We start from the raw sequence: 20,615 nt of genomic DNA on the forward strand, positions 1-20,615 counted from the left end.
CTTAGTGTGCGGGCGCGCGATCGGTGCGTTCCCAGTGGTACTGGCCCGTGTGCAGGCTGCTCGGCCCCAGCCGGGCGAACTTGATCATCAAGCCCATCTCGATCACCAGCAACAGCGTGTAGAAGCCGATGAAGCCGGCCAGGCTGAAGTACAGGCTGCCCGCCTGCAGCGTGGAGGCGGACAGGTGGGTGGGCAAGATGCCGGCGATGGTCCACGGCTGGCGGCCGTACTCGGCCACCACCCAGCCCAGCTCGGCGGCCAGCCAGGGCAGGGGGATGGCGCACACGGCCAGCCGCAGCAACCAGCGCTGGGCCGCCAGCCGCTTGCGGATCAGGAAGTAGAACGAACAGCTGAAGATGAACAGGAACAGCAGGCCCAGCCCCACCATGGCGCGGAACGACCAGAACAGCGGGGCCACCTTGGGGATGGTGTCGTTGACGGCCAGCTTGATCTGATCCTCTGTGGCGTCTATCACGTTGGGCGTGTATTTCTTGAGCAGCAGGCCGTAGCCCAGGTCGGCCTTGACGGCGTCGAAGGCGGCGCGGGCGGCGGGCGAGGTGTCGCCGCCCTTGAGCCGGGTCAGGGCCGCATAGGCCCGCATGCCGTTGCGGATGCGCACCGCGTGCTGCTGCTTGAGTTCCTTGATGCCAATCACTGGCTTGTCGGCCGAACGGGTGGCGATCAGGCCCAGCACATACGGAATCTTGACGGCGTAGTCCGTGCGCTCGGCCGCGTCGTTGGGCAGGCCGACGACGGTGATGCCGGCCGGGGCCGGCTCCGTGTTCCATTCCGCTTCGATGGCGGCCAGCTTGACCTTGTTTACTTCGCCGGCCGTGTAGCCCGATTCGTCGCCCAGCACGATGACGGACAAGGTGGACGCCAGCCCGAAGCCGGCCGCAATGGCGAACGAGCGCAGTGCGAACGGGATGTCGCGCGCCTTGAGCAGGTAGAAGGCGGAAATGCCCAGCACGAACATGGAGGCCGTCACATAGCCGGCCGCCACCGTGTGCACGAACTTGACCTGCGCCACGGGATTGAAGATGACGTCGACGATGCTGACCAGTTCCATGCGCATAGTCTCGTAATTGAACTCGGCGCCCACCGGATGGTTCATCCAGCCGTTGGCGATCAGTATCCACAGGGCCGACAGGCTGGAGCCGAACGCGACCAGGAAGGTCACGCCCAGGTGCTGCACCTTGCTCAGCTTGCTCCAGCCGAAGAAGAACAGGCCGACGAAGGTCGATTCCAGGAAGAAGGCCATCATGCCTTCGATGGCCAGCGGGGTACCGAAGATGTCGCCCACGTAGTGCGAGTAATAGGCCCAGTTGGTGCCGAACTGGAATTCCAGCGTGATGCCGGTGGTCACGCCCATGGCGAAGTTAATGCCGAACAGCTTGCCCCAGAAGCGGGTCATGTCCTTGTAGATTTCCTTGCCCGTCATGACGTAGACGGATTCCATGATCACCAGCAGCCAGGACAGGCCCAGCGTGAGGGGAACGAACAGGAAGTGGTACATGGCCGTGGCGGCGAACTGCAGGCGCGACAGGCTGACGACATCATCGAGCGGAGTCATTTTTCATCTCTGGAGTTGGGGAGGCGGGGATGGATGCCGGGGCGCCGGCCAGCAGGTGCTGCTGGACTTGCACCGTGGGCATCCGCATGTGTTGGGCTTGCGGATGGGAAAAGAAGGCGTGCCACAGCCAGAACAGCAGCGCCCCCTTCAGCAGCAGGGCCAGGCCGATGGCGAGCGCCAGCGGCATGCCGCGCCGCCGGGCAGGGGGCGGTGGTGTGTTCACTGGCCGTCCTTTGCGCCGGCAGCGGCCGGCACTGTAGCGCCGTCGTCGCCGGCCGGGGCCGTATCGGCGCGGCCGAAGCGGAACTTGTCGCGCACGGTTTCGCCCACGTCCAGCAGCTTCTTGACGGTGGAACCCATCTTCATCAGCGAGGCCAGGGTTTCCGGCGACAGGCGCTGCACGTCGTCGAACCAGGCGCTGGACAATTCAATCAGGTCGTACATTTCGCGCATGCGTTGCTGGGCCACGCGGTCGGCGTCGTTGGCTGGCGTTTCCAGCAGGGCGTCGCGCAGCATGGACAGGGTGGGCTCCACTTCGCGCCGGCGGCGCTCTTCCAGCAAGGCCTTGAAGATGTCCCAGATATCCTTGGGCGGCTCGAAGTATTCGCGCCGGTCGTTCGGCTGGTGCAGCAATTTGACCAGCCGCCACGATTGCAGTTCCTTCAGCCCCATCGATACATTGGAGCGCGAGAACGACAGCGCCTCGGCGATCTCGTCGGCATTGAGGGGCCGGGCGCTCACGTAGAGCAGGGCGTAGATCTGGCCCACCGTGCGGTTGATGCCCCAGCGGCTGCCCATCTCGCCAAAGTGCAGGATGAAGCGTTGCGCCAGCGGGGTGAGATTCATCATGATACGCGTCCTTTTGAATTTTCAGTAATTCCTGAAATTATAGAAGGTTTACGAAAAATGCGTATCGCGCCTAGCTATTTCGATGTAGAGCGGGAAAAATCGTTGCGCTATATAATTCCGTATATTGCGTTTCTTGCCATCTTGGAAAGGGAGTGAACGATGCGGATTGCCAGTGTGGGTGCGGCGCTGTTGGTGCTGTCGTTGGGCGCGGCGGCGGGAACGGCCGGCGCGGCCGAGATCACGGTGTCGGCCGCGGCCAGCCTGACCAATGCCTTCAAGGATATGGCCCAGGCCTACGAGCAAGCCCACGTGGGCGACAAGGTGCAGCTCAATTTCGGCGGCTCCGATGCGCTGGTGCAGCAGATCGCCAAGGGCGCGCCGGTGGACGTGTTCGCCTCGGCCGACCAGGAAGCGATGGACAAGGCCGAGGCCCAGAAGCTGCTGCAGCTGGGCAGCCGCAGCAATTTCGCCGGCAACCGCGTGGTGCTGATCGTGCCGGCCACCGGCGGGCCGGACATCAAGGGCCTGGGCGACTTGCCGCAGGCGGCCGTCAAGCGCGTCACCTTGGGCAACCCGGCCAGCGTGCCCATCGGTCGCTATGCCCGGCATGCGCTGGAGCAGGCGCGGCTGTGGGCGGCCGTGGAACCGAAAGCCATCTACGCCACCTCGGTGCGCCAGAGCCTGGACTACGTGGCGCGTGGCGAGGCCGACGCCGGCTTTGTCTACGCTACCGATGTGGCCGTGCAAAAGGATAAGGTCAAGGTGGTGGCCACCGTGCCCACGGAAACGCCGGTCAGCTACCCGATCGCCATCACCGCCGGCAGTGCGCAGCAGGCGGCGGGGCACCGTTTCGTCGCCTTCGTGCTGGCCCCGGCCGGCCAGGCCATCCTGGCCAAGTACGGCTTCGGCCGTCCCTGAGCGCGGCCCGCCATGATGGATAGCCCGGCCTGGATCGCCCTCGCCCTGTCGCTCAAGGTGGCCGGCTGGGCCACGGCCATCGATTTGCTGCTGGGCCTGGCGCTGGGCTACCTGCTGGCGCGTTGCCGCTTTCCCGGCCGCGAGCTGCTGGACGCCATCCTGACCTTGCCCATGGTGCTGCCGCCCACCGTGCTGGGCTACTACCTGCTGGTGCTGATCGGCCGCCACGGCTGGCTGGGCGGCTGGCTGCAGCGCAGCTTCGGCATCAATCTGATTTTTACCTGGCAGGCGGCCGTGATCGCCGCCGCCGTGGTGGCGCTTCCCCTCGTGCTCAAGGCGGCCCGTTCCGCGTTCGAAACGGTGGACCGCCAGCTCGAGCAAGCGGCCCACGTGCTGGGCGTGTCGCCGTTCGGCGTGTTCCTGCGCGTGACCATGCCGCTGGCCTGGCGCGGCGTGCTGGCCGGCACCTTGCTGGCTTTCGCCCGCTCCATGGGCGAGTTCGGCGCCACGCTGATGGTGGCCGGCAGCATCCCCGGCAAGACCCAGACCCTGTCCATCGCCGTGTATGAAGCCGTGCAGGCGGGGCAGGACGACAGCGCCAACATGCTGGTGCTGGTCACTTCCGTCACCTGCATCGTGGTGCTGGTGCTGGCCAGCAAGCTGACGCCCAAGCGTCTCGTGAACGGTTGACCGTCATGCAGATCCAGGTCGATATCCGGAAAACCCTGCGCGCAGGCCCCCGCACCTTTACGCTGGCCGCGCAGTTCGTGTCCGACAGCCAGCGCATCGTCATCTACGGCCCGTCCGGCGCCGGCAAGAGCCAGCTGATGAAAGCCGTGGCCGGCTTGATGACGCCGGACGCGGGCCGCATCGCGCTCGACGGCCGCTGCCTGTTCGACCGCAGCGGCGGCGTGGACCTGGCGCCGCAGCAGCGCCAGGTGGGCTATCTGTTCCAGGACTATGCGCTGTTCCCCCATCTGAACGTGCGGCAGAACATCGGCTTCGGCCTGGCGCGCGGCTGGTTCAATCCGCGCGCGCGGGCCGACAGCGCGGCCGTGCGCTACTGGCTGCAGGCGTTCGAACTGGAACACGTGGCGCACCAGTTCCCGCATGAACTGTCCGGCGGCCAGCGGCAGCGGGTGGCGCTGGCGCGGGCGCTTGTGGCCGATCCGCAGGCGTTGCTACTGGACGAGCCGTTCGCGGCCATCGACCCCAGCCTGCGCGCGCGCATGCGCGCCGAGCTCGACGCCTTGCAGCGCCGCCTGGCCATTCCCATGATATTGATCACCCACGATCCCGACGATGCGCGCGCCTTTGGCGAACACATCCTGCGCATGGAAGACGGCCGGATCGCGCCGGTGCAGGCTTTTGAATTCCCGGAGACGAACGATGGAACACGACAAACGGCAGGCTGAGCCTGCACCCGCCGGGGAGCAAGGCGCGGCGCCGACTATGGCACTGCAAGGCAATGTGTGGATGACGGTGGGCGGCGAAAAGCTGGGCGGCCCGGACCGGGTGGCGCTGCTGGCCGCCATTGCCGAGACGGGCTCCATCACGGGTGCGGCCAAGGCCGTCAAGATGAGCTACAAGGGCGCCTGGGACGCCATCGACGCCATGAACAACCTGGCCGGCGCCACGCTGGTCGAGCGCGTGGCCGGCGGCAAGGGCGGCGGCGGCACGCGGCTGACGGCGCGCGGCGCGCAGCTGGTGGCCAACTTTCGCCAGATCGCCGCCGAGCACGACAGGTTCATCGCCCACCTGAGCAGCCAGTCCCACGGCCTGGCCGACGATTTTTTATTGATACGGAAGATGCAGATGCAAACCAGCGCACGCAACCAGTTCAGCGGCACCGTCACGGCCTTGCAGCAGGGCGCCGTCAACGACGAGGTGGTGCTGGAAATCATGGGTGGCCAGCACATCGTGGCCACCATCACGCGCGACAGTTGCGACAGCCTGGGCTTGCAGGTGGGCGCGGCCGCGTTCGCGCTGGTCAAGGCGTCGTCCGTCATCGTTGTCACCGATGCGGCCGGCGCGCGCTTCTCGGCCCGCAACCAGCTGGCCGGCACGGTGGCGCGCTTGCAGCCGGGCGCCGTCAATACGGAAGTGAGCATTACGCTGCCGGGCGGCGGCACCATCGCCGCCATCATCACGCGCGACAGCGCCGAGCAGCTGGGCCTGGCCGTGGGTGCGCCGGCCACGGCCATCTTCAAGGCCTCCAGCGTCATCCTGGGTACGGCCGGCTGACGCCATCGCTAGACCTGGCCCCACGGCAGGAACTTGGCCGGCGTGGTGCCCAGGATGCGGCGGAACAGGGCGATAAAACTGCTCACGCTGTCATAGCCCAGGTTCATGGCCACCGTCGTCACGGACTCGCCCGCCGTCAGCAATTCCATGCCTTTCTGCAGCCGCGCGATCTGGCGCCATTCCACCAGCGACATCCCCGTTTCATTGCGGAAGTGGCGCGTCACGCTGCGCCGCGACAGGCCTATGCGTTCCGCCCAGCCGTCCAGGTCGGTTTCGTCGGCCGGATTTTCCGCGATGCTGGTGGCCATGGCCAGCAGGCGCGGATGGCGCGGCATGATCAGGCGCAGCGGATCGGGTTCGGCGCGGCCCATTTCATCAAGGAATACCATCATCAGGCGGTGCTCGGCCGCATCGCCCGGCGTACCTTCCGGCCAGGCCCGCATGCGGTCGAGCAGGGCCGTGGCCAGCGGCGACATGCGCAACACCTGGGGCTGGGCCGGCAAAGCGTCGCACAGCGACGGCGCCAGGTGCAGCGTGTAGCCGGCCAGGCCGGGACGCAGTTTGCTGCCGTGGACATGGGCGCCATGGGCCATCTGCGGCGGCACCCAGCCCAGCCGGCCCGGCGGCAGCACGGTACGGTTGCCGCCCGCTTCCAGCACGATCAATCCCTGCAGGGCGATATACATCTGGCCTTCCGGGTGGCGATGGACGTGTTTGCCGCTGTCTGTCCCGGACAGATCGGCGTGCTGCGGCATGAGCAGCATGGGGTAGCCGGCCGACAGCCGGCGTTCTTCGAAAGGAGGAGGGTGCAAATGCATATTGTGGCCCGATCGCGTTATCTCTTGTCTGGCGCCAGTTAGCCGGACGACGGCACTGCTGGCATGCTAGGACTTTCATTTATAGCAAGGATTTAACATGACTGCAATCGATACCGAAGAAGTACTGGCGCTGTTGCGGACCGTGGGCGCATCCTTGTGTGACACTTTCTGGCAGCTGGAACCGGTGGTGGAACTGGACGAAATGTTTGCCGCCTTCCACCGCATTGACGGCCAGGCGTCGGCCGCGCTGCGCTGCGGGCTGGCCGAGCTCTACCCGCGCATCGGCTGGATGGAGGGCGAGTTCGACGGCGCCGACAGCGACGACGAGGAAGCCGCGGCCATGCTGGCGCGGGGCGAATTCTGGATATGCGATGCGATCGATGGCGCGGCGCAGTTTCTGCGCGCCATGCCGAACTGGGCCATGTCGCTGACGCTGGTGCGCGAAGGCGTGCCCGTGTTCGTGGCCGTGTTCGATGCGGCCCACGACGAGATGTTCCATGCCGTGTGGGGCGGCGGCGCCTGGTGCAACGGCAAGCCGGTGCGGGTGAACGACCGCGAAAGCCATTACAACGGCTTCGTGGCCACCAGCCAGCCGCCGTTTGCCGTCAAGCAGCCGCGGGCCGTGGAGCGGGCCGGCCGCGCCTTGAGCGCCATGCTGCCCGACGTGGTGGCCGTGCGCAATCTCGGCCCCACGTCACTGCAGCTGGCCTATGTGGCTTGCGGCCGTCTCGACGCCTTCTGGGAGTTCGGCGAGGACGGCTTCAACTGCATGGGTCCGGCGTTGCTGGTGCGCGAGGCGGGCGGTACGGTGAGCCAGGTCGATGGCGCACCGTATCGGCTGCTGTCGGCCGACATCGCGGCCGCGCCGCCGCGCGTCCATGCCTCCATGCTGCTGCGCCTGCAGGAAGTGCTGGCGACGTAACAGGCTGCCGCCGCTGCTTTAGTCCACTAGCTTTCGTCCGCCTTGTCGCCTTGCCGGGTGCCGCCCTTGGCCTGTTGTTCCGAGGTGGCGGCCCGTGCCTTGTCGTTCTGGCGGGCGGCCGACTGCCGGCTTTCGCCGCCCTTGCGGCCGATTTCCGCCATGTGTTCGCGGTTGCGGCTGACGGCTTCCCCCCCTTTCTGGCCGGCCCGGCGCGCTTCCTCGGAATCGAATTCGTGCGCCGTGCCTTTCTGGTGGGCGGCCTGGCCGCCCTTGCTGGCAATTTCGCGCTGCTGCGCCTCGCTCATGGCGGCAAAGCCACGCTTGGCCGTGCCTTTCTGAGTGCTGCCCTTGCCCTGATCGCTGCTTGGATTGCTGGCCATATCGACCTCCTTAGTTATTGGAAAAAGTCTGTTGGTTGCAGAGCACCGCGCCGTGCCGGCGGCGAACCGCCACGTTCGGGCCGCTCTGCGTGTTTAGAGACGGGGCGCGGGCGTAAGTTCCATGTGTGACGTCGCTTCAAAAAAAAAGACGCCGCGCCCCCCGGGGGTGGGCGGCGCGGCGTCAGGCGGGGCGCTGTCGGTTGCTGTCAGTTGCCGATGGTTGTTGTCGGCTGCTGATGGTTGCCGTCAGTCGTTCGCCACCTGCAGCACCAGCTTGCCGAAGTTTTTGCCTTCAAACAGCATGTTGAGCGCCTGCGGGAATTGCTCGATGCCTTGCACGATGTCTTCCTTGCTCTTGATCTTGCCTTGCTTGAGCCACTGGCCCAGCGCGGCCACGCCCAGGTGGTAGCGGTCGGCGTAATCGAACACGACGATACCTTCCATGCGGGCCCGGTTGACCAGCAGCGACAGGTAGTTGGCCGGACCCTTGACGGCTTCCGTGTTGTTGTACTGCGAGATGGCGCCGCAGATGACGATGCGCGCCTTCATGTTGATGCGGGTGAGCACCGTATCCAGGATGTCGCCGCCCACGTTGTCGAAATACACGTCCACCCCTTGCGGGCAGTGCTGCTTGAGGCCGTCGCGCACGGAGCCGCCCTTGTAGTCGATGCAGGCGTCGAAGCCCAGTTCGTTGACGACGAAGTCGCACTTCTCCTTGCCGCCGGCGATGCCCACCACGCGGCAGCCCAGCTGCTTGGCCACCTGGCCCACGGTCTGGCCCACGGCGCCGGCCGCGCCGGACACCACCACCGTCTCGCCGGCCTTGGGCTGGCCCGATTCCAGCAGGCCGAAATAGGCCGTCATGCCGGGCATGCCCAGCGTGTTGAGGTAAGTGGTCAGCGGCGCCAGCGCGGGGTCGACCTTGTAGAAGGCGCCGGCCTTGTCGTCGGCCGCGCCTATCCAGTAGCGCTGCACGCCCATGCCGCCCGATACATGGTCGCCCGCGGCAAACCGGGGCGAGCGCGATTCCAGCACCACGCCGATGCCGCCGGCCCGCATCACCTCGCCGATGGCCACCGGGCGGATGTAGGACTTGGCGTCGTTCATCCAGCCGCGCATGGCCGGGTCCAGCGACAGGTACAGCACCTTGACCAGGATTTCGCCGTCGGCCAGTGCGCGCACCGGCTCCACCACCTGCTGCCAGTCGCTGTCCTTGACCATGCCCACGGGACGGGCGGCCAGGCGGAATTGCAGGTTCTCCAAGACGTTCGTTGTCATTTTTTTTCCTCTGTAAGGGTAGGTGGCGTCCACTATACCGCATAAATGAACGACCGTGCTATTTTGCGTTTTTGTCGTGCGGCGATACCATTTTGCCCACTTTTTTACGGCAGGGCCTCCGGCATGCGACAATACTGCCCTTGTTCAGATAACCCATCATTGCACCATAGCAGCCATGACCCACCCCGAATACATTTTGACTCTCTCTTGCCTGGACCAGCGCGGAATCGTTCATCGCGTATCGGGCTTCCTGGCCGACCACGGCTGCAACATCATCGACTCGGCCCAGTTCGGCGACGGTGAATCGCGCCTGTTCTTCATGCGCGTCCACTTCGCGCTGGAAGACAGCGCCGTCGGCGACGCCCTGCTGCGGGCCGATTTCGCGGCGCTGGCGGCCGACATGGGGCTGGACTGGGAACTGCGCGACGCCCGCTACAAGCCGCGCGTGATGCTGATGGTGTCCAAGATCGGCCACTGCCTGAACGACCTGCTGTTCCGCTACAAGAGCGGCCTGCTGCCGGTCGAGATCCCGGCCATCGTGTCCAACCACATGGACTTCTACCAGCTGGCGGCCAGCTACAACATCCCGTTCCACCACCTGCCGCTGGCTACCGGCGCGCCCAAGGAAGCCAAGGCCGCGCAGGAAGCGAAGGTCATCGAGCTGATGGACACCCACCGCATCGACCTGGTGGTGCTGGCGCGCTACATGCAGATCCTGTCGCCGGAACTGTGCGCGGCCCTGAAGGGCAAGGCGATCAACATCCACCATTCCTTCCTGCCCAGCTTCAAGGGCGCGAAACCGTATGCCCAGGCCCACCACCGCGGCGTGAAGCTGATCGGCGCCACCGCCCACTTCGTCACCGGCGACCTGGATGAAGGCCCCATCATCGAGCAGGACGTGGAGCGGGTCGACCATTCGATGGGCCCCGAGACGCTGTCGGCCATCGGCCGCGACGTCGAGTGCGTGGTGCTGGCGCGGGCCGTCAAGTGGTTCGTCGAGCACCGCGTGCTGCAGAACGGCGACAAGACCGTCGTGTTCAAGTAATAATCGTTTATATCATTAGCAAAGATTCACAAGATGGCCCTCAAAGCAACAATCTATAAAGCCGACCTGCAAATTGCGGACATGGACCGCAATTTCTACGAGACCCAGTCGCTGACGCTGGCCCGCCATCCGTCCGAGACGGACGAGCGCATGATGGTGCGCCTGCTGGCCTTCGCCATCCACGCCAACGAAGCGCTGACCTTCACCAAGGGCTTGTTCGACGTGGAAGAGCCGGACATCTGGCAAAAGGACCTGACGGGCGCCATCCAGCTATGGATCGAAGTGGGCCAGCCGGACGAGAAGGTAATCCTGAAGGCGTGCGGCCGTTCCGAGCACGTGGTGGTGTACAGCTACAGCGCCACCAGCCATATCTGGTGGAAGCAGCTGGCCAACAAGGTCGAGCGCTGCAAGAACCTGACCGTGATTAACCTGCCGTCCGACGCCACGGAGCAGCTGGCAAAGATGGCCCAGCGCAGCATGCAGCTGCAGTGCACCATCCAGGACGGCCAGATCTGGCTGACCGACGGCAGCGAGACGGTGGAAATCGGCCGCGAGACCTTCAAGTCCGAGCGCTGAGCTTTTCCTGAAAAAGACCGGACAAATCAATTTCGCCGCTATCCGCCGCGGGGAAAAAACGCCCGGTCGACTATAATCGACCCATGTCCAGGAAATCGACACTACGCGCGCTGCACATCTGGATCGCATGTTTTGCGATCCTCATGAACGCGCTCGCGCCATCGATTTCGCACGCCGTCGCCTTCATGCAGGACCAGGCTCCGGCCTGGGAAATCTGCCGCGCCGACGGCAGCGCCATGCAGGCCGCGCCGGCCGGCGATGCGGTCAAGACCATCCTGGCCAGCGGCGGCAAGCAGCAGGCGCCGCAAAAGGCCATGTTCAGCATGGACGATTGCGGCTACTGCACCCCGCACGCCGGCAGCTACGGCTTGCTGCCCACCGCCGTTTCCGGCCTGGGCTTGTCCGGTGCGCACCAGATACGCCCCTTCCTGTTCTACCGCTCGCCCGCGCCGCTGACGGCGTGGTCGGCTTCCCGTCCCCGCGGTCCGCCCGCAGCCTGACGGCGGCTGCGCCTTGCGCGCTGCCGCTCCACCTTGCACTGTCCCCGAATTTGCCTGGTCAGGGCACCGGATCGCGCCCGACCTCCGTACCAGATGTGAACCATGCCGCCGCCGTGCGGCCCCGCGCGTACCGCCGTTGTGCGCCTGCCGCTGCCTGTGCCCTGCCTGTGCCCCATCTGCGCCCCGTTGGCGCCAACGCCGGGCAGGCGCCGGACCAGTGCCGCGCCGCCGGCCGTACCGCCTCTTGAAGAAGGAACTGACATGAACAAGCAATTGCTGACTTTCCTGGCGTCGATGACGCTCGCCTCCTGCGCCATGGCCCAGGTCACCGTGAAGGATGCGTGGATACGCGCCACCGTGCCGGCCGCCAAGGCCGCGGGCGCCTTCATGCAGCTGCAGTCGGCACGCGATGCGCGCCTGCTGGAAGTGCGCTCCGGCGTGGCCGGCGTGGTCGAGATCCACGAAATGGCGATGGAAGGCCAGATGATGCGCATGCACGCCATCAACGGCCTCGATCTGCCGGCCGGCAAACCGGTGGACCTGGCCTCCGGCGGCTACCACGTGATGCTGCTGGACCTGAAGCACCAGCTAAAGGAGGGCGACACCGTGCCCATGACGCTGGTGATCCAGAACAAGGACAAGAAGACGGAAACCGTGTCGCTGTCGGTGCCCGTCAAGGCGCTCAACTACGTCGCCCCCAAGCACTGAGCGGCCGGAGCATGCCATGACACCTCGCATCCAACTCAAGCCGCTGGTCCTGTTGCTGTCCCTGCTGGGCGCCACCCATGCCGTGGCCGACGAGGCCCAGCCGATGGCGGTGATCGCCATCAACGGCGGCCGTCCCAGCTCGCTGCCGACCCAGATTCCCACCACGATAGAAGGCATCACCGGGGTCCAGATCGAGGAGCGCATCAATGCCCTCGACAGCGAGGACGCCCTGAAATACCTGCCCAGCCTGAACGTGCGCAAGCGCTACGTGGGCGACTACGACCACGCCGTGCTGGCCAGCCGCGCTTCCGGCACCGGCAACAGCGCCCGTTCGATGGTGTACGCGGACGGCATCCTGCTGTCCAATTTGCTGGGTAACGGCGCCACCTACACGCCGCGCTGGGGCCTGGTCACGCCGGAGGAAATCGAACGGGTCGACGTGCTGTACGGCCCGTTCTCGGCCGCCTACGCCGGCAACTCGGTCGGCGCCGTGGTCGACTACATGACCCGCATGCCGACCCGCTTCGAAGCCCACTTCAAGCTGGCCGGCTTCGGCCAGGCGTTCCAGCAGTACGGCACCGACGCCCGTTACTTCGGCAAGCAGGGCAGCGCCTCCATCGGCAACCGCCAGGGGGCGTGGGCGTGGTGGCTGGACCTGTCGCGCCTGGACAGCAATGGCCAGCCCATCGCCTACGCCAACAAGCTGGCCAGCAAGGGTGTGCCCGGCAGCGCCGGCCTGCCCGTGACGGGCGCGCTGGCCGACCGCAATCCCATCAACCAGGACTGGCTGATCCTGGGCGCCACCAACCAGATCCACACCATCCAGGACCACGCCAAGGTCAAGCTGGCCTACGATGTGTCGCCCGTGCTGCGGGCCAGCTACACGCTGGGCTGGTGGAAGAACGACGCCGAACGCCACTCCGATTCCTATCTGCGCGACGCAACCGGCAACGCCGTCTACACCGGCGACGACAAGAACCGCATCAACGTCGGCGGCATGACCTACACCTTGCTGGCCTCCGACTTCGCGCCCAGCGTGGGCGACCTGGAACACCTGATGCACGGCCTGTCGCTGAAGAGCCATGCCAAGGGCGTGTTCGACTGGGAAGTGGCGGCCAGCCTGTACGACTACCACCGCGACCTGGTGCGCACGCCCACCGTGCTGGTGGCCGATGCGCAGACCAACGGCCAGGGCAACATCACCGACATGGGCGGCAGCGGCTGGAACACGCTGGCGCTGAAAGGCACCTGGCGGCCGGACGGCATGGCCGGCGCCCACTTCGTCGATTTCGGCGTCCAGCGCGACAGCGCCAAGCTGCGCACCCACGTCTTCAGCAGCGCCGACTGGCTGCATGCGGTGGACGGCAAGACCGTCTCCCACTTCAACGGCGACACCCGGCTGGAAAGCCTGTACGCGCAGGACGCCTGGCGCGTCGCGCCGCTGTGGAAGGCCACGCTGGGCGCGCGGCTCGAGCGCTGGCAGGCGTTCGGCGGCCAGATCGGCGGCGCGGGCAACCTGCTGCCGTTCACCGACCGCAGCGAAACGTCCTGGTCGCCCAAGGCGGCACTGGCCTGGAACGCGAGCGACGAATGGACCATGAAGGCATCGACCGGGCGCGCCGTGCGCAATCCGACGGCGGCCGAGCTGTTCCAGGGTGCCATCTTGGACGGCAAGATCGTCAACACCAATCCCAATCTGAAGGCAGAAAAATCGTGGACCAGCGAGCTGACGGCCGAACGCCTGAATGCCGATTCCAGCCTGCGCGCCACCCTGTTCCACGAGCTCACGCGCGACGCCCTGTATTCGCAGCCGCTGACGCCGACCGTCAACACCATCCAGAACGTGGGCAAGATCCGCACCACAGGCGTGGAGTTCTCGCACCAGGCCGACAACGTGCTGGCGCCTGGCCTGTCCATTTCGGACAGCCTGACCTATGCCGATTCGCGCATTGTCGCCAACGATGGCTTCCCGGCCAGCGTGGGCAAGCTGCAGCCGCGCGTGCCGCGCTGGCGCGCCAACTTCCTGGCCGCCTACCAGGCCAACGCGCAGTGGAGCGGCACCTACGGCGTGCGTTACAGCGGCAAGCAGTACGGCACGCTGGACAACAGCGACCCGAACGGCAAGACCTACACGGGCGTGTCGAAGTTTCTCGTGATGGATGTGCGGCTGCGCTACCGGCTCGACAAGCAGTGGACGGCGTCGCTGGGCATCGATAACCTGAACAACGCCAAATACTGGGCCTTCCATCCCTACACCCAGCGCACGCTGGTCGCGGAGCTGAAATACGACCTGTAGGTGACCCGCGGTGTGAGCTGTAAAGCAAAAATGCCCGGAGCGATCCGGGCATTTTTGCTTGCTGGGGCAGGGCGGGATTCAGCGCACCACGGCGCCGCCCTTCATCACCCATTGCACGCGTTCGAGTTCCGTCACGTCCTTGAGCGGATCGCCGTTCACGGCAATCATGTCGGCGAACTTGCCGGCCTCGATGGCGCCCACCCGGTCGCTCCAGCCCAACAGCTGGCTGGCGTTGACGGTGCCGCTGCGGATCGCTTGCAGCGGCGTCATGCCCAGCTTGACGTAGACGGCGAATTCGCGGCCGTTCAAGCCGTGCGGATAGACGGCGGCATCCGTTCCCAGCGCCACCGGCACGCCCTGCTGGATGGCGTGGGCGATGTTCTGGCGCGCCGCCGGCAGCACCACCTTGGCCTTTTCCAGCAGCGGCTTGGGCAGCTTGATGGCTTCCGCGTTGTCGATCAGCCAGTCGGCCAGGTAGACGGTGGGCACCAGCCAGGTCTTGTGCTCCTTCATCAGCTTGATGCCGTCATCGTCGATGTAGGAGCCGTGTTCGATCGAATCGACGCCGGCCAGCACGGCCAGCTTGATGCCGTCGCCGCCGTGGGCGTGGGCCGCCACCTTGCGGCCCAGGCGGTGCGCTTCGCCGACGATGGCCTTCATTTCCTCCAGCGTGTATTGCGACGCGCGTGGATCGTCGCCGAACGACAGTACGCCGCCGGTGGCGCAGACCTTGATCACGTCGGCGCCGTACTTGATGATCTGGCGGGTGCGCTTGATCACTTCGTCCACGCCATCGGCCACGCCTTCGGCCTGCAGCTTGTATTCCGGCGCGTGCATGGTGTCGTCGCAGTGACCGCCGCTGATGCTCAGGGGCGGACCGGAAGCGGAGATGCGCGGGCCGGGCACGTCGCCGGCGTTGATGGCGTCGCGCAGGCCAATGTCGGAATAGGCTTCCGCGCCCACGTTGCGCACAGTGGTGAAGCCGGCGTTGAGCGTGCGCAGGGCGTTGCGGGCGCCCGTCAGCGTGGCGCGCGGCACGGAGATGGCCACGCTGGCGTAGCCGGCATCTTCAGGATTGCCGGTCAGGTGGGTATGCATGTCGATCAGGCCGGGCAACAGGGTCTTGTTACCGAGGTCGATCACCTGGGCGCCGGCCGGAATGGCCAGCTTGCTGCCGGCGGCCGTGATGCGCTCGTCGGCGATCAGCACCACGGCCTGCTCGACCATGGCGCCGCTGCGCACGTCGAGCATGTGGGCGGCCTTGACGGCCTTGATCTTCGGGGCGGGCGCCGCATCGGCGGCCCAGGCGCCGGCGCAGGCCAGCAGCAGTGCGGGCAGGGCGAACGCCCGGCGGAAGGATACATTCTTGCGGTTCAAATAAGTCTCCTGGTGTGTTATTCGAACGGAAAGTATATAGCGCCATTCTCGTGTGATGTATATCAATTAGTTTAATCTTCAAGAAAAATCCGTATCATGTTTGCGCAGCCCGCTGATGGAGGGCAGGGTGACACGGTCAAGGGCAGGGATGGACGATGGCTGCACCATCTTCGCGATGGCGGCATTACCTCGATGGGATTTGTCGGATGGGGGAAGCTTACTGGGGAAGCCGCCGGGTTCCAATTCAACTGAGTGGTTGAACGGCCAGCCGCAAGCCCATGGCATTTAGTACAGCACGTAAGGTTTTGAGCGACGGGTTTCCTGTTTGCGACAGCGTGCGATACATTGTGTTTGGATTCGCATCTGCACGCCTGGCCACTTCCTGTACGCCGCCAAACGCTACGCTAAGGGACCGGAGTGCAAGCATCAGGTCCACTTCATCACCAGTCTCAAGTACATCATTAAGATAATCTGCGGCGAGCGCCGGGTCATTCCGGAACATGGCAACTGTTGCTTCCTCATGGGAACGGTGTGGTTTTGGCATTTCGGATTTTCCAGTCACGCAAGAATTCAACAGCTAAAGCAATATCACGCGCTTGCGATTGTTTGTTTCCGCCGCACGTCAACAGCACGATGGAGCGGTCAACGAGCGCGTAATAAACCCGGTAACCGGCGCCAACGTCTATTCTAAGTTCTTGTATGCCGCCACGGATTGATTTATGGTCGCCAGCCAAACCAACTCCCAGCCGAGCAACTCGGCGGATGATCGCAATTCTGGCTTGACGATCACGTAACGCGTCCAACCACTCCTGATAATGGTCTCTACCGTGTCCATCCAGATAATGGAGTACGTGATACATATTAGCCTATAAGCGAATCTTCGCAAGCCCGTGGATTGAGGCGGCAAACAGGATCCCATAATCTGGAGGGCGTGTGATTGATCGGTGTCTGTTTGTGTGTATCTTCGACCCGTATCATTGCGGCGCCGCACCCAGCCGCTTGGCGCTGCCCGAACCGAGCACGCTTGGCGGCGCCGCCGACGCCGGCGCCGCAGGCGCCATGAGGTATCATGCCGGGTATCGGCGCCGTTCGGCGGCGCCACGTCACCCTGACCGGCCGCGCCGGTCAACCTCACTGGAATTACATGCTGATCATTACCATCAAACAGGGCAAGGAAAAAAGCTTGCTGGCCGGCGACCCGTGGATCTACGCTTCCGCGATCGAGAAAGTCGACGGCAAGCCGCAGGAAAAAATGAAGCCTGGTTCGACCGCCATCGTGCAAACGTCGTCGCGCCAGTTCCTGGCCCGCGCCGCCTACAATTCGAAATCGCAGATCCGGGCCCGGGTGTGGACCTTCCGCCAGGACGAACCGATAGACCACGCGCTGATGAAGCGCCGCGTCAAGGCCGCCATCGAAAAGCGCGCCGCCAGCCTGCGCCAGGCCGGCGCGACGTCGCTGCTGCCGCTGGTGCTGGGCGAGGAGGACGGCTTGCCCGGCCTGCTGGTGGACTGCTATGGCGGCGCCTCCGGTTACCTGATCTGCCGCTTCCAGGCCGGCGGCGTCGATGCGTGGAAGGTGCCCATCGTGCAATCGCTGATCGCCGAGACGGGTTGCCAGAATGTCTATGAACGCTGCGACGATCTGGTGCGCAAGGGCGAGGGCCTGCCCCTGTTCTCGGGCGCCCTGGCCGGCGACGCGCCGCCCGACCGGGTCGAGGTGACAGACGCCAGCCAGCGCTACCAGATGGACTTGCGCACCGGCTTCGAGTACCCCAAGACCCGCCAGCCACGCTGACGGCCGGCCCCTGTTGCGCCCAAGTTTCAGAAAATTAATTTTCTGATGGCAATCTTTGCCGCTGGTCTTATAATCGCCGTAGCAATTGGAGATGGTGGCACAACGTCTCAACGGACCCGGAGATCAGAGCAAAGATGGAACATCACTTGTCGTCGCAAATACGCACGCTGTCCTATGTGGAGAACGAAGACCATCCCGTGTTCGGCACGCTGGTCGAGCAGATCCTGCACCTGCTGAACTCCAAACTGATCTTCAGCGACATCCTGATCCACCAGAATAGTCCCTTGCTGCTGCGCCAGCCCAAGGGACTGGTGGCCGTGACGGATTCGCCCATCACGCGCGAAGAGCTGGAAGAGTTCTTCGAAGTGGTGGAGCCGAACTGGGCCGAGCGCATCCAGGACCGCGCCTTCGACCGTTCGATCGACCTGCACACGGCCCGCATCCGCGCCAACTGCTTCACCTTCCAGGGCAAGAAGCGGCTCGGCTGCGTGATCCGGCGCTTCCCCAAGGAACCGATGGCACTGGGCCAGCTGGGCCTGCGCCAGGACGAGCAGGACTTCGCCAAGCTCACCAGCGGCCTGGTGCTGATCATCGGCGACACCTGCCAGGGCAAGTCGACCACCATCGCCTCCATGCTCGACGAGATCAACAAGAACCGGTCCGGCCACATCATCACCATTGAAGATCCGGTGGAAACCCTGATCCCGCAGCGCAAATGCGTGATCACCCAGCGCGAAGTGGGTTTCGACGGCGACGTGGAAAGCTTCTACCTGGGCGCGCTCGACGCGCTGCGCGAGCGGCCGGACGTGATCGTCATCGGCGAGATCCGCGACGCCCAGACGGCGCAGGAAGCGCTGGCGCTGGCCGAATCGGGCCCGCTGGTGCTGGCCTCGCTGCACGCCCGCTCGACCGAGCTGGGGCTGCAGAAGATGGTGCGCCTGCTGGGCAACACGGAACCGCAATCGCAGGCGCTGGCCCATGCCCTGCGCGGCGTGCTGTGCCAGGCGCTGCTGCCGTCCGTCGAGGGCGAGCGCTACCACCTGGCCACGGAATGCCTGACCTCGAACGCGGAAGTGGTGCAGATGATCGCCGGCGGCAACGTATCGGCCCTGCGCGGCTGGATGGAAGGCAAGACGGCCCATGGCTGCCACACCATGAACGCTTCGCTGCGCGCGCTGCTGGCGGCCGGCAAGGTCAGCGTGGAAGACGCGCGCAACGCCAGCACCGACCGCATCGGCCTGGTCGAGCGCTAAACCCCGGGCTTAGTCCAGCGGCACGTTGCGGTACTGGTTCACGTCCTGGCCCATGATGGGCGGCGCGTTGTTGCCCCAGGCGCTGCGCAGGTAGGAGACGACGGCCGCCACTTCCGGGTCGCTCAGCACATGGCCGAACGGCGGCATGCCGTAGGGCCGCGGATTGCCCGCCGTGCCGGGCGCAAAGCCGCCATTGAGCACGATGCGGATCGGGTTGACGGCTTCCTCCATCGTCAGCGCGCGGTTGCCGGCCAGCGGCGGCACGCCGGGCGGCAGGCCTTTGCCGTTGGCGCCGTGGCAGTCCACGCAATGCTTGTGGTACAGGCGTGCTCCCGCTTGCAGGAATTCCTTGGCCTGGGCCGAGGTGTCGCGCTCATAGTCCGATTTCTCCGCCGTTCCCGGCAGCGCCCGCAGATAGACCGTCATGGCGTGGATGTCGGCATCGTTCAGGTGCTGCAGGCTTTGCTGCACTACCTCGGCCATCGGGCCGAACACGGTGGCGCGCGGCGACACGCCCGTCTTCAGCAGCGCCGCCACGTGTTCCGGCTTCCACTCGCCCAGGCCCGCTTCCGCGTCGGCCGTCAGCGACGGCGCATACCAGCCCAGTACGGGAATCATGCCGCCCGACAGCGTGTCGCTGGTGGCGCCCAGCGTGTTGCGTTCACTGTGGCAGGCCGCGCAGTGGCCCAGGCCTTCGACCAGGTAGGCGCCCCGGTTCCAGTCGGCCGATTGCGCGGCCTGCGGGCGGAACACGGCCGGCTTGAAGTACAGCGTGCGCCATAGGGCCAGCATGAATTGCTGGTTGTAGGGGAAGCGCAGCTGGTGCGGCCGGTTGGGCTGATGCGCAGCCGGTATGGTCTGGAAGTAGGCGTACAGCGCGTCGGCGTCGTCGCGCGAGATCTTGGTGTAGTTCGTGTAGGGGAAGGCCGGGTACAGCAGCCGCCCATCCCTGGCTTTGCCGTTGTGCAGGGCGCGCCAGAAGTCGTCCGCGCTCCAGGCGCCGATGCCGGTGTCGCGGTCGGAGGTGATGTTGGGCGTGATCATGGTGCCGAACGGCGTGGGCATGGCCCGTCCGCCCGCGAACGGCGCACCGCCGCGCGTGGTGTGGCAAGCCATGCAGTCGCCGGCGCGGGCCAGGTAGGCGCCGCGCGCCACGCGCTCGGCCGGTGCCAGGGCGGCCGTGCCGGTGGGCGGCGGGCCGGCGTCGTCGGTGGGCCACAGGGCGATGGCAAGGACGGTGATCAGCAGCGCGCCGGCGCCGGCCAGGATGGGTTTGATTTTCTTCATGGTGCTAGCGGGCCGGCACGCTGCCGCATTGCAGCGGCATCGGCAAGGCGATCGTGGTGGCGGGGCGGGCGGCGGGATCGGCCGGCTGGCTGGCCAGCCAGGACGAGACGGCGGCCACGTCGGTGTCGGACAGGCGGCTGGTGATCTCGGCCATGCAGTCGGGCGCGGCGGCGCGCCGCACCTTGTTGCGCCAGGCCCCGAACTGGGCGTTGATGTAGTCGTGCGGCAGGCCGATCAGGCCCGGGATGGCGGGCGCGACGCCGGTCAGCTGTTCGCCGTGGCAGGCCACGCAGGCCGGAATCTTTTTGGCCGGATCGCCGTGGCGCACCAGGGTGCGGCCCCGTTCCAGCGTGCCGGTGCTGGCCGTGCTCGCGGCGGGCGGCGGGTAGGGCGGGTGCTGCTCGGAGAAGTACTGGGCGATTTCCTGCAGATAGGCGTCCGGCAGATGGTCCACCATGTACGTCATCATCGGATAGCGGCGCCGGCCTTCGCGGAAGTTGCGCAGCTGGTTGTACAGGTAGCCGGCCGGCTTGCCGGCGATGCGGGGGAAGAAGGCGTCGCCGCGCTCCTTGATGGCGTGGCAGGCGGTGCAGGCGGCCACGCGCTGCTCCATCGTATCGGGCAAGGTGGCGGGCGTGGCGGCGCGCACCAGCGCCGGCAGCACGGCGCAGGACAGCGCCAGTGCCAGTGCCAGCGGGGCGGGCCGTGCCACGGTCAGGAATTTGGACATGAGTTATACCGTTTATCAGGAAAACGCCCGCTGCAAATTTGGCGGCTTGACAAGCATATACCGCGC

General features: G+C 65.7%; 23 protein-coding genes. 12 read left to right on the forward strand and 11 right to left on the reverse strand.

The window, feature by feature from the left end:
• Position 1 precedes the first annotated feature (1 nt).
• The 3 genes from AC3WOS_RS08835 to AC3WOS_RS08845 are packed head-to-tail and all read right to left on the reverse strand — an operon-like array spanning position 2 to position 2,419.
• A complete protein-coding gene (locus tag AC3WOS_RS08835; RefSeq protein WP_492715538.1) occupies positions 2-1,573 on the reverse strand; it encodes a cytochrome ubiquinol oxidase subunit I in 1,572 nt (523 codons plus the stop codon).
• Positions 1,557-1,796, reverse strand: a complete 240-nt coding sequence (cydP, locus tag AC3WOS_RS08840) for a cytochrome oxidase putative small subunit CydP (protein WP_492715540.1) — start codon at positions 1,794-1,796, stop codon at positions 1,557-1,559. Before cydP ends, AC3WOS_RS08835 begins: the two co-directional genes overlap by 17 nt.
• Positions 1,793-2,419 carry a GbsR/MarR family transcriptional regulator gene (locus AC3WOS_RS08845; RefSeq protein WP_492715633.1) on the reverse strand — a complete coding sequence of 209 codons (627 nt, stop codon included), beginning with the start codon at positions 2,417-2,419 and terminating at the stop codon, positions 1,793-1,795. Before AC3WOS_RS08845 ends, cydP begins: the two co-directional genes overlap by 4 nt.
• 162 nt (positions 2,420-2,581) lie before the next feature.
• Here AC3WOS_RS08845 and modA point away from each other — a divergent pair, with 162 nt between their 5' ends.
• The 4 genes from modA to AC3WOS_RS08865 are packed head-to-tail and all read left to right on the forward strand — an operon-like array spanning position 2,582 to position 5,584.
• Positions 2,582-3,340, forward strand: coding sequence for a molybdate ABC transporter substrate-binding protein (gene modA / locus AC3WOS_RS08850; protein WP_492715541.1), 759 nt, complete (start codon positions 2,582-2,584; stop codon positions 3,338-3,340).
• 15 nt (positions 3,341-3,355) lie between these two features.
• The gene (gene modB, locus AC3WOS_RS08855) at positions 3,356-4,030 is read left to right on the forward strand and encodes a molybdate ABC transporter permease subunit (protein WP_492715634.1); all 675 of its coding nucleotides are present in this window, start codon (positions 3,356-3,358) and stop codon (positions 4,028-4,030) included.
• A 5-nt stretch (positions 4,031-4,035) separates the two neighbouring features.
• The gene (locus tag AC3WOS_RS08860; protein ID WP_492715542.1) at positions 4,036-4,755 is read left to right on the forward strand and encodes an ABC transporter ATP-binding protein; all 720 of its coding nucleotides are present in this window, start codon (positions 4,036-4,038) and stop codon (positions 4,753-4,755) included.
• 37 nt (positions 4,756-4,792) lie between these two features.
• Positions 4,793-5,584, forward strand: a complete 792-nt coding sequence (locus AC3WOS_RS08865) for a TOBE domain-containing protein (RefSeq protein ID WP_492715543.1) — start codon at positions 4,793-4,795, stop codon at positions 5,582-5,584.
• A gap of 8 nt (positions 5,585-5,592) precedes the next feature.
• On the opposite strand, the gene AC3WOS_RS08870 is transcribed toward AC3WOS_RS08865, so the two are convergent.
• Positions 5,593-6,396 carry a helix-turn-helix transcriptional regulator gene (locus AC3WOS_RS08870; protein ID WP_492715544.1) on the reverse strand — a complete coding sequence of 268 codons (804 nt, stop codon included), beginning with the start codon at positions 6,394-6,396 and terminating at the stop codon, positions 5,593-5,595.
• A 103-nt stretch (positions 6,397-6,499) separates the two neighbouring features.
• Here AC3WOS_RS08870 and AC3WOS_RS08875 point away from each other — a divergent pair, with 103 nt between their 5' ends.
• Entirely contained in the window at positions 6,500-7,324 is an 825-nt protein-coding gene (locus tag AC3WOS_RS08875; protein WP_492715545.1) for an inositol monophosphatase family protein, read from the forward strand.
• A gap of 26 nt (positions 7,325-7,350) precedes the next feature.
• Here the strand turns inward: AC3WOS_RS08875 and AC3WOS_RS08880 are convergent, their stop codons facing one another.
• Together AC3WOS_RS08880 and AC3WOS_RS08885 are read right to left on the reverse strand one after the other, a co-directional pair.
• On the reverse strand, positions 7,351-7,704 hold the full coding sequence (locus tag AC3WOS_RS08880) for a KGG domain-containing protein (protein WP_492715546.1): 354 nt from the start codon (positions 7,702-7,704) through the stop codon (positions 7,351-7,353).
• A 246-nt stretch (positions 7,705-7,950) separates the two neighbouring features.
• Positions 7,951-8,982, reverse strand: coding sequence for an NADP-dependent oxidoreductase (locus AC3WOS_RS08885; RefSeq protein WP_492715547.1), 1,032 nt, complete (start codon positions 8,980-8,982; stop codon positions 7,951-7,953).
• A 175-nt stretch (positions 8,983-9,157) separates the two neighbouring features.
• On the opposite strand from AC3WOS_RS08885, the gene purU reads away from it, so the two are divergent.
• The 5 genes from purU (at position 9,158) to AC3WOS_RS08910 (ending at position 14,107) form a co-directional block, all read left to right on the forward strand.
• Complete coding sequence (purU, locus tag AC3WOS_RS08890) at positions 9,158-10,027, forward strand: formyltetrahydrofolate deformylase (protein ID WP_492715548.1); 870 nt, start codon at positions 9,158-9,160, stop codon at positions 10,025-10,027.
• 33 nt (positions 10,028-10,060) lie between these two features.
• Positions 10,061-10,603, forward strand: coding sequence for a YaeQ family protein (locus AC3WOS_RS08895; protein WP_492715549.1), 543 nt, complete (start codon positions 10,061-10,063; stop codon positions 10,601-10,603).
• Positions 10,604-10,686: 83 nt separating this feature from the next.
• Entirely contained in the window at positions 10,687-11,103 is a 417-nt protein-coding gene (locus AC3WOS_RS08900) for a DUF2946 domain-containing protein (protein ID WP_492715550.1), read from the forward strand.
• A 261-nt stretch (positions 11,104-11,364) separates the two neighbouring features.
• Positions 11,365-11,811 carry a copper chaperone PCu(A)C gene (locus AC3WOS_RS08905; protein WP_492715552.1) on the forward strand — a complete coding sequence of 149 codons (447 nt, stop codon included), beginning with the start codon at positions 11,365-11,367 and terminating at the stop codon, positions 11,809-11,811.
• Positions 11,812-11,827: 16 nt separating this feature from the next.
• Positions 11,828-14,107, forward strand: coding sequence for a TonB-dependent receptor (locus AC3WOS_RS08910; protein ID WP_492715553.1), 2,280 nt, complete (start codon positions 11,828-11,830; stop codon positions 14,105-14,107).
• Between the two features lie 78 nt (positions 14,108-14,185).
• Here the strand turns inward: AC3WOS_RS08910 and AC3WOS_RS08915 are convergent, their stop codons facing one another.
• The 3 genes from AC3WOS_RS08915 to AC3WOS_RS08925 form a co-directional block, all read right to left on the reverse strand.
• Positions 14,186-15,484, reverse strand: coding sequence for a Xaa-Pro dipeptidase (locus tag AC3WOS_RS08915; protein ID WP_492715554.1), 1,299 nt, complete (start codon positions 15,482-15,484; stop codon positions 14,186-14,188).
• Positions 15,485-15,728: 244 nt separating this feature from the next.
• On the reverse strand, positions 15,729-16,028 hold the full coding sequence (locus tag AC3WOS_RS08920) for a helix-turn-helix domain-containing transcriptional regulator (protein ID WP_492715555.1): 300 nt from the start codon (positions 16,026-16,028) through the stop codon (positions 15,729-15,731).
• On the reverse strand, positions 16,003-16,344 hold the full coding sequence (locus AC3WOS_RS08925; protein ID WP_492715556.1) for a type II toxin-antitoxin system RelE/ParE family toxin: 342 nt from the start codon (positions 16,342-16,344) through the stop codon (positions 16,003-16,005). The genes AC3WOS_RS08920 and AC3WOS_RS08925 overlap by 26 nt, the downstream gene beginning before the upstream one ends.
• 284 nt (positions 16,345-16,628) lie before the next feature.
• On the opposite strand from AC3WOS_RS08925, the gene AC3WOS_RS08930 reads away from it, so the two are divergent.
• Both AC3WOS_RS08930 and AC3WOS_RS08935 read left to right on the forward strand, forming a co-directional pair.
• Positions 16,629-17,279, forward strand: a complete 651-nt coding sequence (locus tag AC3WOS_RS08930; protein ID WP_492715557.1) for a class I SAM-dependent rRNA methyltransferase — start codon at positions 16,629-16,631, stop codon at positions 17,277-17,279.
• 134 nt (positions 17,280-17,413) lie between these two features.
• The gene (locus tag AC3WOS_RS08935; RefSeq protein ID WP_492715558.1) at positions 17,414-18,532 is read left to right on the forward strand and encodes a type IV pilus twitching motility protein PilT; all 1,119 of its coding nucleotides are present in this window, start codon (positions 17,414-17,416) and stop codon (positions 18,530-18,532) included.
• A gap of 9 nt (positions 18,533-18,541) precedes the next feature.
• Here the strand turns inward: AC3WOS_RS08935 and AC3WOS_RS08940 are convergent, their stop codons facing one another.
• Both AC3WOS_RS08940 and AC3WOS_RS08945 read right to left on the reverse strand, forming a co-directional pair.
• Positions 18,542-19,819 carry a c-type cytochrome gene (locus tag AC3WOS_RS08940; RefSeq protein ID WP_492715559.1) on the reverse strand — a complete coding sequence of 426 codons (1,278 nt, stop codon included), beginning with the start codon at positions 19,817-19,819 and terminating at the stop codon, positions 18,542-18,544.
• Between the two features lie 4 nt (positions 19,820-19,823).
• On the reverse strand, positions 19,824-20,549 hold the full coding sequence (locus AC3WOS_RS08945) for a c-type cytochrome (protein ID WP_492715560.1): 726 nt from the start codon (positions 20,547-20,549) through the stop codon (positions 19,824-19,826).
• Positions 20,550-20,615: the final 66 nt, after the last annotated feature.

Source organism: Rugamonas sp. FW305-51, assembly GCF_058786935.1.